The sequence below is a fragment of the Acanthopleuribacter pedis genome (genome assembly GCF_017377855.1).
In the GTDB taxonomy this organism is placed as follows: Bacteria; Acidobacteriota; Holophagae; order Acanthopleuribacterales; family Acanthopleuribacteraceae; genus Acanthopleuribacter; species Acanthopleuribacter pedis.
In genome coordinates this window covers 69,355-82,115 of sequence record NZ_JAFREP010000035.1, presented here as the reverse complement: position 1 = coordinate 82,115, position 12,761 = coordinate 69,355, and the positions used below count along the sequence as shown (strand labels likewise).

Below are 12,761 nucleotides of genomic sequence, written 5' to 3'. Positions count from 1 at the left end.
GCAGCCCCAGGCCCCGGATCTTTTGGCTTGCAAGGAAGGTTTTCATGAACAAACGCTTAATCGCTTTATCCGCTTTTTTCTTCGGTTCACTACTCATCGCTCAGAGTTATCATTTTTATGTCCCCCACTACACCCAAACCACCGACGAATGGGAAACCCGATTGGTGCTGTTTAACCCCACCCCGGCCCGTGCCGACATTAACTTAGTCGCCTACGGGCAATTCGGTTTGGAATCCGGTCGTCACAGTTTGACGCTTGAACCGGGTGAAAAAGTAGACCAAACCCTGGCACATCTGGTCCCCGACTTAAACGACGACCGCGGCTGGATGCGTGTCGAAAGCAGCATCGTCGAAATCAGCGGCGTGATGACCTTCCGCTCGCTGATCCACGGCGGCACGGCAAGCCTGCCCCTGATCGGTACCACCACTTCCGGCTTGGCCTTTCCCCATTTGGAGCACAACAACAGCCGCCAGAGCGGGCTGGTCATCACCAACCCCGGCACGGACGAAGCCCAACTGTTCATCGAGGTGATTTCCGGTGAGCAACGCACCACCATGGTCCAATCCATCGGTGCCCGCGGTAAGTGGGTCGGCATGCTCGCCGAGCTGGTCCCTGAAAACACACCCGCCAATGCGGCCGTCACCGTATGGAGCGAGGTTGCATTAACCGGTTTCGCCCTCACCTTCCAAGATGAAGTCCAACAAATTTACGCGGTACCCGCCACGCCGACCTTTGGCGCGGAAACGGCGGCCTGGCAGGAAATCGTGGCCCGCCGCTTCAGCCAAGCCCAGGTCAAAACGGGCCTCTCCGCGGGTTACCAAATGTTCGGCACCACCCCGGTGCTTGGTTCCGCCGGCGTCAGCAACACCCAAACCCAGGCCTCCGCCCCTTCCACCATGCGTTCCGACATCGGCAGCATCACCAAAATGTTCACCGCCACCCTGTTACTCCACTTGCAAGAGACGGGTTCCATCGATCTCGACGCGCCCATCGCCACCTACCTCAGCGACCTGCCCCGCGGCAACGAAATCACCACCCGCATGCTGCTCAACCACACCAGCGGCCTGAAAAACTACACCGCCGAACCCGAATTCGGCGAAGTGGTTCACGCCCATTTCTTCGGCGGTCCCGTTTGGACCCCACGCCAAATCGTCGACTTCGCCTTCGACAAGGGGTTTGACTTCGCGCCCGGAACCGGCTGGAACTACAGCAATTCCGGTTACGTCCTGGCGGGCCTCATCGCCGAACAGGTCAGTGGCACACCCTTGGTCGACCTCTACCGCGAACTGATTTTCAACCCCTTGGCCATGAACGACACCTTCTTCGGCGGGTTCGAACCCGTCCCCAACCGCGCCAACGTCTACGCCTACGATGAAGATGATCGCACCTACCTCGATGTCTCACAAATCAGCCTGGCTTTCGCGGGTGCCGCCGGCGGCATCGTCTCCAGCAACCAGGACCTGCTCACCTTCGTCCACACCTTGTTCAGCGGCAACCTCCTAAACGCCGAAAGCATGGACCAAATGCTGACCGTCGCCCCGCAATCCCCTTCCGAGGTGCCCTACGCCTTGGGTGTGATCGTCGACGACATCAACGGCGAACCCATCATCACCCACAACGGCGGCACCTACGGCGGCGTTTCAAGCTTCGTGTACCTGCCCAACCGCATGGCCGCTTTCGCCATGTTGATTAACTGCTCTGAATTCGATCCCATGCTCAACAACATCTTCATCGACTGGTTGCAGCGCATGGGTGTCCCCTTCAAACACGGGATCACCACAACCCTGCCGCGGCGCTTCCACAAACGCCTCGCCGCCACCCCGGTCGGTGTCCCCTTCTAAACGATTCCGTTACGCCACCCCGCCAATCGCCCCGGCCGAGTTCCTCGGTCGGGGCGATTTTTTTTGCCGCCGAAGCCCTGCCGTATTTCTTGCCTTCAACCAGAAAGGTATCATTGGAAATAACGCGTTTTGAATATCGGCAAACAGCATTTTGCCGACCTTTATAAGCGCGCCGGTCGGTTGTCACAAAATCACCGGCCTCTTTTGGATGCGGCACTCGCCTTATGCCGCGATCCTCCGACGCTCGCCCACGGGAGCCCTCCGTGACCACGGATTTTTGGGAACACGCCGAACGTATCTTCCTGCAAGCCTCCGAGATGGAACCGGGGGAACGCACCGCGTTCCTTGCCACCCTCGAATAAGAGGATCCGGCCCTGCATCGGGAAGTCAGCGACATGCCGCGTGTCGACGCCGAGGCCTCGCGCGACAACGTCCTCGACAAAGCGCTGTTCAATTGGGATGAAGGCGGGCTCGACCCCAAGCCGGGAGAAACCGTTGGCCGTTACCAAATCGTGCGCAAGCTCGGCGAAGACGGCATGGGCGTTGTCTACCTGGCCCGCCAAGCCGAACCCATTGAACGCGAGATTGCCCTCAAACTGATCAGAGCCGGCATGGACAGCCGCCAGGTGGCGGCGCGCTTTCGCTTGGAACAGCACACCCTGGCCAAGTTAAAACATCCTTACATCGCCCATGTTTACGACGGCGGCATCAGCGAACAAGGGCGACCCTGGTTCGCGATGGAATACATCGAGGGCACCCCGATTTCCGATTGGTGCGACAAACACCGCGAAACCATTGAACAACGGCTCCGACTCTTTTTGCGGCTGTGTGAGACCGTCCACCACGCCCACCGCCGCGGCTGTCTCCACCGCGACCTCAAACCCACCAACATTTTGGTTTGCGAGGAGGAAGGCGTCGCCGCCCCCAAGGTCATCGATTTCGGCATCGCCAAAGCCACCACCGGCGAACCCAACCCAAACAGATCCTGATACTTATCGAAAAAGCAGTGGCGTGACGACAAACGCATTTGGGCCCGGAACACATCGATACGCCGCGGGCCAAGGGCATGCAGGCACGCTTATTGGGCCAACTCGGCCGCACCCAAAAAGCCACCCGCATCATGGAACAGGTTTTCGCCGCCAACGAAAAACGCCTCGGCTTTGAACAACGGTCCACCCTCATTTCCGCCAACGGTTTGGCCTCGGCCTACATGCACGACGGCCGGCCGGCCGCGGCAGTCGCTTCGGCACGGACCATTTCGATACCCTGATGAGTCATAAAATTTTGGGTGAAATCCTGTTGAAAGACAGCCGCCCGGAAGAAGCACAGGACCATCTCCAACGCGCCGAGCCCCTGTTACAGATATGAACCCAACTCAATCACCCAAATCCAACCTTATCCTGCTGTTACAGGCATGGCAGGCCGGCAACAAAACGGCGATGGACGAACTGATCCCTCTTATTTACAACGAGTTACACCGCATCTCGCGCACTTTTCTGCTGCACAACGCAACCAAGGTTTACCTAATGATGCAAAGCAACTGCCTCACCCTCAATCCCTTGGGTGGCGGAAAGCTGTAACCGCGCGCTGTCCGGCCCGCCATAAAAAAAGCGGCGGAGGGTTAGGAGCCCTTCGCCGCATACAAAGTTCGCAAGTTGTTGAACGTCCGCCTTCCCAGGCGACATCAACCATCGTGACGCCCCCGCGTTGCCTACGTGGGGCGTGCTTTTCATTTCAACCCGGCAGCGATGGAACCTGTGATCGGCCTCACTGGATTGACACAGTTCCCGCCGTTTCTTATGCTCGCCTTCTGAAATTCCTGTTCACGCTTGGACTACACAGATCATCGCCAAAACACACTACCCATAATCCCCGATTAGGCTATGGTTCTCTTTCTATTTAACGGTTTTTCTTTCAATTCACACCGCGACACAACCACAAACAAACCTTTTAAATGCAATTATTTGAAAAATTTAAGACATTGAAAACACTATTTCTGATCCAAAACGCACGTTATTTCCGCATTTAAGGATAGAGATCACAAGTTAAAACAAACTACCGCGGGAACGCACCCAACCTTGTCTTTTCATCTAAGAGGCTCTGTAGCGAGGGGTTTTGGCTAAAGATCTGGAGCGAAACGGCTTGGAAAAAGCGGGTCGGGGTCGCGCACGACGTGCACCCACTGGGTGCAGTTAGCATTTTTACCGGCCGTTGCAGCCCAGAGGTTTAGCCAAAACCACCGCGAGTTATCGTGCTTCTTAGGTTTCACGCCAACGAAGGTTTTGAGGACCTAAAGGCCGGCAACATCCTTCAAATGATAACGTTGCTTAACCTTGTACATGTGCTTCGCCCAAAACAGTTGTCAAGATTTGTGCCGTTTTCGCAGAAGTAGGGACAATAGAGACGAATTCTCAACATAACTTCTTGAACTTCAAGATTGTATATGAGAAAATTTGAGAGACCTAAAAATCCTTAAAAACACGTTAAGACACCGCCCTCCGAGAGAACGTACGATCCTGGATGTGCTAATGTTGTCCCTGTCCTGTTCTGATTTCTTGATCGTTCTGAAGGAGCCAACATGCTGACCTGTATGCTTGCCTTGATGATTTTTTACACGGACCCGGACACCACCCCCGTCACCTTCGATCCAGGGGAACCCAACATTGCCACCTTCTTGGGGCCCGAAAACATCAACCCAGACGACCTTGTCGCCGATTGCGATAGCTGGGGTTCAGGTTGCAAGAATTAAGGAGAATCGAACATGTTCGTCTGTACATTGCTAACTTTGATGTTGGGATTTCCAGATCGCATCGACCTCAACCAATATGGTTTAGAGGGCAACTTGGTTCGCACAAGCTGTACCATGAGCAAAGACGGCGCATTGATAATTAAAGGGAAAGGGACCGAAGGCAGCCTTTTCCACGACAGTTTTGTGGTCATCGCCCCCGATGGGACCCACTCGAGAACCGTCAATATCGCCGAAATCGATGACGCGGAAATCCTGGGCGACAAAAACCGAGGGCGCATCCTCCAAAATGTCGTCAAACTTAAAAACCAGTATTTGGCCTTCGTGCTAACGACAGATAAAGCGAAAAACAGGTTCGGCGATGTGCTGACCTTTGACGAGAACCTGCACTACATCGGCCGCGCGCGAACCTACAACTCCCAACAACCCCCCTTCTTCAGAACCCTACAGGAAACACCGAATGGTCGTTTCTTCGGTTTGGAGTTTTGGCGAAACGATCCCAATTCGTTGATCTTTCGTTGGAGTCAATTCAAGGTCACTACCCCCGACAGCGTCCCCGTATTTCAAAAAGTTCGGCGATCATTCCAGGTAAAAGATGTGCGTCTCGGCGGGATTCCGGCAGCCTTTACGCGCAGTTGGATTGCAACCACCGCGGACGGCAGAACCCTCTTGGCAATTGATGAGCTGGGGGACATGGCACAAAAATTCATCAAAACGCGTTCTTACCAACTTGAAGCGACCTTGCCCCTAACGCGTGAAGGATTTGTATCTTATAAACAGGCGACACCTAAGAAAGCACACGACGACGTGGCCTACGTGTCAAAACACCAATTACAGTATGGGTTATCTAAAAATACCGGCCTTTACCCATTAGAAGGCATGGATGATTTGTTTGTGCTTGGCTATGAAGTGCCCACCAGTCATACCGAGGAAAAGCTGTCTCTCGTGTTGCAAATCATTGACTCAGAAGGCCAAACGGTCCTTCAAGAGGATCCGATATTGGGTGGTCTTTTTGCGGGTATGCGCGACAACGCCGCGGTGGTGCTCGCCCCCGATTTATCGACCCGCACGGATTCCGACTATCAGGTAAAACTGTTTTCCTACCAATAGGCGCGTTTCCTTTATTTCATCCCGCGGCAGAGCCGGCTCATCTTTGATGACCGGCTCTTTTACCTAAAGTGTGCGATTCGGTCGGATGCAATTGTGCAAGTATAGGCGCAGGACGCGCCGAGGTTTGGCGCGATACTTGTTAGGAAAAGCGGAGGCGTACCTGTAAGGTACGTCGCGCATTTTCACGACAAGTTGCAGCCCAACAGATTGCTCAAGTACGCCGCCAAGAATCGCTCAATTTAGGTTTTAATTAGGAGGGGCTGTTTGCCGGAGCCGACGGACACGGAACGATTCTTCAAGACAATTTTTGGGAATAAAACGGGTTTGATCCTCACGGTTTTTGCCGGCCTCACCACGATCCGTGTGTTTTTAGATGAATCAATTGCTCTGGCAAAATACGTGGTTCAAGTTCTTTCCACGGATTACTCTTACATTATCCAAAACCGCGTTGAGTTTGCACTCGCGGTCTTCGGTTTTATCGTTATCCTTCGCGCTTTTTTTACGGACAACCATGTTTCAAATCTTTTCAACCTGTTTCGCTGGGCCCTGCTTGTTTTCGTTATGATCATTATGATCGGGGGCGGGAAGGCAACTTTTTACAACCCGATGATGTTGCATCGGACGGGAATGCCGGAAGATTTACCCGGATTCAAAACCAAAAGTTTCTCCTTGACCGGACCGCAAACCACCGTCAAGAAAAAACCCACCCCGAGCAAGCAAGGCGGCAACCTGCAAAAAACTACCCACAAACGGAAACACATCCCTTACTTAAGGAGTAGCCTGGGTCTTGTAAACAAGCAGGTCTCAAGGCTTGTCTTAAAGGATTTGCACCTAACTAGAGCGCTACCGATCCCACCCCAAATCACGCATCTGGAACTCATCAACTGTTCCGGCTTTGAAAACCTTTCCTTGCTCAAATTCAACCAGTCACCGCTTCAAACCCTGATCATCGATTCCTGCCCAGACCTAAGAAGACTGAACGGGCTCGATGCCATCCCTGCAAAAAACCGGCGCTATTTAAACACCCTCATCTTGAGGAACAACCTCAACCTGCAAGATTTCAACGCATTGCGTGAATTCCCAAACATCATTCACCTGGAGCTCCTGGGCAGTGAAAAATTGTTAAACCTAGAGCTAATTAACAACTTTACCTTACTTGAAGCCTTATTAATCGATGATTTAGCAACACCCACCGATAATATCAACTTCAAAAACCTTCAACACCTTATGCACTTATCCTTAAAAGACACGAGTTTTAACGCCCTCAACGTGTTCGCAAGCGCCATTCACCTTCAAACCCTAGAAATTGCTTATAACCCGCTCCATGGTTTTGGCAATATTGAAAACGAACGACCTGAATCAGAACAACCTCGGTTTCCCTTTAATAACCTAACCACGGTCAAATGGCATGGTCCTATATCTCAAAACGGTTTACGCAAGCTTCTTGATGCCTGTAATCAGGTCACCAACCTTGAGCTATCCGATTTCAGCGTCCCACTCGACATTCAGGTACTGAGGGAAAAAGTCCCCCAATGCAGAGAACTCAAATTGGACGCACTGAACGAAGTACTTAACCAGGCCCGTCTCACCATGCTGCCGCTCCAGCGCCTGTCCCTGTCATTGATCCCCTCGGACCTTCTCACGGAGCCGGCCAGGAACCCGGAAGGCCGCTTTCAACCAAAGGTTCCGGTACCTATTTTTGAGGAGGTCGACCACCTGGAAGTCGGTATCATTTTTAACCCAAGCGACACCCTTTCATTTACGAAATTTCCAAACCTTAAATCGCTTAAGCTCATCGAAATTGACAAACGTGTCAATTGGCGAACGCTAAACCTATCAAAAAACGCCCCACTGCGCCGCCTTAGCCTGATCAACTGTTTGACCATCTCAGATTTAAGTTTCCTCTCGCCATTTGAGAAACTCACGCACCTGGAACTGGAAAGCGGAAATGTCCTCCTCAAAAATTTTAACGCCGTCCCTTGCCAATCCCTTCAGCGTTTAAGCATTAAGGGAAAAATCCAGATCAAGGATCTTGACTTTTTAGAACAGGCCCCTCAATTAAAAACACTGGATGTACAAAGCCTTCCAAAACTCTTTTCTATCAAAGTGCCCAGGGCACCAAAACTCGAGAAACTCGCCATCCAACATTGTACGCGTTTGCGTAGGATCGACCTTGGCGACAACCCCCAAATCAAACAGCTCACGATCCGTTTTAATCACGATGATCTGCTTCACTTACAAGGAACCTACCAACTTAAAAGTGTTTCCCATCTGAGCTTACCGAAACAACTTAAAAAACACCGTTTGGGCTCCTACCTCACACCCAAACAGGTTCTCGCGCTTGAGGACCTGTCCGTGCTGCTCGATATGCGGTAAACCCACCAAGGGGCGGGCAATAAGACCGTTGTCTGTCAAAAAGTGCAATGCCCACGTCGGAACAGGAATCTTTAATATCTCGCTTAGCGGTAAAGAGGAGTACTCCTCCCGCCATAAAAAAAGCGGCGGAGGGTTAGGAGCCCTTCGCCGCATACAAAGTTCGCAAGTTGTTGAACGTCCGCCTTCCCGGGCGACATCAACCATCGTGACGCCCCCGCGTTGCCTACGTGGGGCGTGCTTTGTTTTCTTCTTCGTCATCCCGGTGCCCGAGCCGCTTGAGTCGGCCCGCTTTTTTCAGCCAATCGGGAGCCCCAATGGGTTGAAAGAAACGGGCGACGCGGTACGCCGCGGGTGGGATGCCCTGATTATGGCCTGCACGTATTCAAAATGAAAATAAATGGTTTTTTGGTTTATCATAAAGAGAATTAATATTTAGGCAACAACCGTGCTTTCTTTTGATGAACTGGAAACCCTGACCACCATCGCCGCCGCGGGCAACCTCACCCGTGCCGCCGCCGAACGCGGGTTAACCCAACCCGCCTTAAGCAGCATGCTGCGACGCATCGAAACCCGGCTGGGCCAAACCTTGTTCCTGCGGGGCAAAAAAGGGGTCACGCCGACGCGCGCGGGCACGCTGCTGCTGAACCGCGCCCGCGACTTGCAACACCAGTGGCGCGACCTGGAAAACGCGCTCCGTCAAACCCAGGATGCGGTGGTTGGCAACTACCGCCTCGCCGTCCACGCGACGGTTGCGGTGTACACGGTGCCGCGGTTCGCCCCCCAACTGCTGCGCGACCACCCCCAACTCCATCTCGAACTGCTGCACCAACCCTCGCGCGAGGTGGTAGCTACCGTGCTCGCCATGGCGGCCGATCTGGGTATCGCCGTCGACCCAACCCCCCATCCCGACCTGGTGCTCACCGAGTTGTACCGCGACTTCATCGGCTTTTGGGCAAGGGACGAAAACGAGTTCACCGACCCCGACAGCATCCTGGTCGTGAACCCCAAAATGCCGCAAACAGCGTCCCTCCTGAGACAACTCCAGACCGCCCCTTTTTTCGCGGCCAAACGGGTGATGGCCACCAGTGAACTCAAATTGATCGAAGCCATGGTGGCGGGCGGCGGCACGGTCGGTTTGCTGCCGGCCACCATTGCGCTCAACAGCGCTTTGACGGAAATGAGGCCCTACCGCAACGGCCCCCGTGAGGAAGCCCGCATCAGCTTGATCCGCCGCGCCGACCACGGAAAAACCGCCGCGGCACGAACCATTCGCACGGCGATACTGACGGCGTTGCGCGAAACACCGCCGGTTCAAAGGGAAACCTAGGCCACGTAACCCTATTCGTCGCGGTGAACCGTCTCCATCGAAAAGGCGGGCAACACCACGGCGACATACTCGGCGCCGTCCTCGTGGGGCGAGCTGTAGCGCACCCATTCGCCTTTGTGCGCAATAATCGCTTGGCCCGCGGCCACATCAAAAGTGCCGTTTTTGGTTTCCACGCGCAATTGGCCCTTAAGCACCACCGTGTATTCGTCGAACTCGGGGGTTTGGCCGGGTTCAACCCAACCACCGGGGCTTTTCATGCGCGCCACACTCACATCCGTGGTCTTGGAATTGACACGCCCAATGTACTCTTCAATGATTTTCGGCTTGTTGCCCGCCGCCTCAATAATCGAGGGTTTTTCAATCAGCGTTGCCATCTCGGCCTCCTGGAAACAGGGTTTTGAAACTGGGATGTCTGTATTCTAACGAATCCACGCGTTTCAGCCGACGCAAAAGAAAGTGAGCTCGTGGGCAAGGCAGCGGAAAATCGGTCGCCGAGCGTGTTGGGATCTACTATATTAAGAACCAAGCACGAACCGGCGCGCGGTCAGCCGCGCAGGCACATCGGCATCAAACCTAAGAAGCGCGATAACTCACGGTGATTTTAGCTAATTCTCTGGGCTGCAACGGCCTGTAAAAATGCTCACCGCACCCACTGGGTGCGGTCGGGCGCGACCCCGGCTCGCTTTTTCAAGCCATTTCGCTCCAGATCTTTAGCCAAAATCCCTCGCTTCAGAGCTTCTTAGGTCAAAACCGAACCCGTTTGCTTCCAAGCGCACGGGTTGTGGGCCGACCAACGCTTTTCCCGTGCAACCGGGACAAAAAACGTTTCGGTGGGCGGACACGCAAGCGAACAAGCGGTTTTCCGCGAGAATGAGGTACCCAGTTTGGGGCGAGGCAGGCGATGGGACGCATCATCGGCATTGATTTAGGCACCACACATTCCCTGTGTGCCGTTATGGGAAACCACGGCCCCGAACTGATCCCCAACCGCGTTGGTACCTTCCTCACGCCCTCCATCGTCGGCATCACCGCCGACAACCACGTGCTTACCGGCGCGGCCGCCAAGGAAATGAGCCTCATCGAACCGGGGCGATGCGCCGCGCGGTTTAAACGCATGATGGGCACCAACCAACCTTTCACCCTCGGCAACCAATCTTTTTCACCCATCGAACTGTCTTCGCTCCTGTTGCAATCGCTGAAACGCGACGCCGAGGCCCACCTGGGCACCGCCATCCACGAGGCCGTCATTACCGTTCCCGCCTATTTCAACGATCACCAGCGCAAGGCGACGCGGCGGGCGGGCGAATTGGCCGGGCTCAAGGTGACCCGCATGATCAATGAACCCACCGCCGCCGCGCTCACCTACGGCTTCCACGACCGCCAATCCGAACGCCGCCTTTTGGTTTTTGATCTGGGCGGCGGCACCCTCGACGTCACCCTGATGGACATCTTCGAGAGCAGTCTGGAAATCATCGCCACTTCCGGCTCCAGCATGCTCGGCGGTGAAGATTTTACCGCCGCGCTGATGCAATGGGCCTGCGAGCAGCAGGAGACCGCCGGCGGATTCTTGCGGGACGCCGATCCGCACCGCTACGCCAGGCTGTGGAAAGAGTGCGAGGCCGCCAAGGTTCGATTGAGCTGGGAACAGGAGACCAGTCTGCGCTTGCCGGAGGCCGGCGGCGATTTTGCCGAACAGCCCCCGCAATTACCCCTCAGCCGCGCGTCCTTTGAAACCCTGCTAAAGGGGTTCCTACCGCGCCTCACCGCCTGCATCCAAAAAACGCTCAGCGACGGCCAAACCGAACCGGATCAGGTCGACCACGCCATTCTCGTCGGCGGCGCCACCCGCATGCCGATGATCGCCGACCTGCTGCAAACCACCTTTAACAAACCCGCCCTGTGCCGCTACCATCCCGACGAGGTGGTCGCCATGGGCGCCGCGGTCCAAGCCGGCCTGTACGAAAACCATGTCGCGGTCGAGGACCTCGTCCTCACCGATGTGTGTCCCTTCACCCTCGGCATCGCCGTTTCCAAGCAATTGGGCCGCGATTACCGCACCGGTTATTTCCTGCCGATCATCCACCGCAACACCACGCTGCCGGTGTCACGCGAGGAAGTGGTTTACACCTTGTACCCCAACCAGCGCGAGGTCGACGTGATGATCTACCAAGGCGAATCGCGCAAAATCAAGGACAACCTCCTGCTGGGCCGGTTAAAGGTCTCCGGCATCCCCCCCTCCACGGAGGAGCAGGAAATTTTCATTCGCTTCACCTACGATCTCAGCGGCGTCCTGGAGGTCGAAGCCTTGATTGGTGAGAACGGCCAAACATTCCGCAGCGTGTTGTCGCAACAGGTCAAAGGTCTGGACGAGAAAGACCTGGACGAGGCGCTGAAACGCATGGCCCAGTTCAAGTTTTACCCACGCGACCAAGAACAGTACCAGCACCTGCTGTTCTTCGCGGAACAAGCCCTTGCCGAGGTGAACCACCATCGCCGCGAGGAATTGGAAACCCTGATCGACGCCTACGAAGCCGCCCTTTGGGAAGCGGGCCAAGTAGAAGACGGTCAAACCTGGTTTTTCGATACCCACCACCAGTTGCGCGACTTTTTGGAAGAACTGGGTTATTCGCTCAAACAACCACCGGAGGAAAGTGATTTTGGCCAATTCAAACCCTGACGCGGACCGCCGCCACTACCTCGGCCAAATCCTTTCCTACGAAACCAACCACCTGGACGATCTGCTGGCGACACGTCGCCGTCTGCTGGGCCGGCAAGATTTGCCGTCGCCGAAGGCGCCCCGCGAAACACGACGCATGCAACTGGAAAACCAAATGCTCCATCTGGAAGCCACCCTGTTTCAACCGGACAGTCCGGCTTGGCAACAGCCACCGTCCCACGCGGATTTCGACGCCTACCCGCTGTTGCAACAACGCTTCGAGCAATTGAGTCGGCTATTTGCCCTGAGAGATCGTTTTCTTGCCGCCGAAACGGACCCCGCCCTTGACCCCGATTTCCTCATTTGGTACAAACGATTGGTGAGTGCGCCTTTACAGCTCATGAAACAATGGCGTGGCTTCACGCAAGCCTATTTCCAGGAAGGCACCTATCTGGCCGAAATCGCCGCACAGATCAGCCGCTTACAAAGCCACTACCCCGAACTTTTCGCGCTTCAAGCCGAATGGTTCCAACACATCCTCGAGCGCCCACCGCGTGGCTGGAAAACTATTTTTTAATTCCGCCGTACCAGGGCCCATTTGCCGGTAAAAAAGGACATCCCTGCCGCGTGTAATGCATCACTTTTTCTTCACGCCCTCCGCACCTTTTTATTAAACCCCTCCTCGCTCCCAACATAAACCCAATT

The 12,761-nt window shown here is 54.8% G+C and carries 11 protein-coding genes; 10 read left to right on the top strand and 1 reads right to left on the bottom strand.

The window, feature by feature from the left end; genetic code table 11:
- Window positions 1–44: 44 nt before the first annotated feature.
- The 8 genes from J3U88_RS28335 (at window position 45) to J3U88_RS28300 (ending at window position 9,400) form a co-directional block, all read left to right on the top strand.
- A complete protein-coding gene (locus J3U88_RS28335) occupies window positions 45–1,841 on the top strand; it encodes a serine hydrolase domain-containing protein (RefSeq protein WP_207862386.1) in 1,797 nt (598 codons plus the stop codon).
- 395 nt (window positions 1,842–2,236) lie between these two features.
- Window positions 2,237–2,830 (top strand): serine/threonine protein kinase, encoded by a 594-nt coding sequence (locus J3U88_RS28330; protein ID WP_207862385.1) that lies wholly within the window; start codon window positions 2,237–2,239, stop codon window positions 2,828–2,830.
- A 38-nt stretch (window positions 2,831–2,868) separates the two neighbouring features.
- On the top strand, window positions 2,869–3,111 hold the full coding sequence (locus J3U88_RS28325; protein WP_207862384.1) for a tetratricopeptide repeat protein: 243 nt from the start codon (window positions 2,869–2,871) through the stop codon (window positions 3,109–3,111).
- Between the two features lie 94 nt (window positions 3,112–3,205).
- Window positions 3,206–3,421 (top strand): hypothetical protein, encoded by a 216-nt coding sequence (locus J3U88_RS28320; protein ID WP_207862383.1) that lies wholly within the window; start codon window positions 3,206–3,208, stop codon window positions 3,419–3,421.
- Between the two features lie 998 nt (window positions 3,422–4,419).
- Window positions 4,420–4,590 carry a hypothetical protein gene (locus tag J3U88_RS28315; RefSeq protein ID WP_207862382.1) on the top strand — a complete coding sequence of 57 codons (171 nt, stop codon included), beginning with the start codon at window positions 4,420–4,422 and terminating at the stop codon, window positions 4,588–4,590.
- A 114-nt stretch (window positions 4,591–4,704) separates the two neighbouring features.
- Window positions 4,705–5,697 (top strand): hypothetical protein, encoded by a 993-nt coding sequence (locus J3U88_RS28310; protein ID WP_207862381.1) that lies wholly within the window; start codon window positions 4,705–4,707, stop codon window positions 5,695–5,697.
- Window positions 5,698–5,961: 264 nt separating this feature from the next.
- Window positions 5,962–8,073, top strand: a complete 2,112-nt coding sequence (locus J3U88_RS28305; protein WP_207862380.1) for a hypothetical protein — start codon at window positions 5,962–5,964, stop codon at window positions 8,071–8,073.
- A gap of 445 nt (window positions 8,074–8,518) precedes the next feature.
- Complete coding sequence (locus tag J3U88_RS28300; RefSeq protein WP_207862379.1) at window positions 8,519–9,400, top strand: LysR substrate-binding domain-containing protein; 882 nt, start codon at window positions 8,519–8,521, stop codon at window positions 9,398–9,400.
- Window positions 9,401–9,411: 11 nt separating this feature from the next.
- On the opposite strand, the gene J3U88_RS28295 is transcribed toward J3U88_RS28300, so the two are convergent.
- Window positions 9,412–9,774, bottom strand: a complete 363-nt coding sequence (locus tag J3U88_RS28295; protein WP_207862378.1) for a cupin domain-containing protein — start codon at window positions 9,772–9,774, stop codon at window positions 9,412–9,414.
- A 527-nt stretch (window positions 9,775–10,301) separates the two neighbouring features.
- On the opposite strand from J3U88_RS28295, the gene J3U88_RS28290 reads away from it, so the two are divergent.
- Together J3U88_RS28290 and J3U88_RS28285 are read left to right on the top strand one after the other, a co-directional pair.
- Window positions 10,302–12,077, top strand: a complete 1,776-nt coding sequence (locus tag J3U88_RS28290; RefSeq protein WP_207862377.1) for an Hsp70 family protein — start codon at window positions 10,302–10,304, stop codon at window positions 12,075–12,077.
- The gene (locus J3U88_RS28285) at window positions 12,058–12,633 is read left to right on the top strand and encodes a hypothetical protein (protein WP_207862376.1); all 576 of its coding nucleotides are present in this window, start codon (window positions 12,058–12,060) and stop codon (window positions 12,631–12,633) included. The genes J3U88_RS28290 and J3U88_RS28285 overlap by 20 nt, the downstream gene beginning before the upstream one ends.
- Window positions 12,634–12,761: the final 128 nt, after the last annotated feature.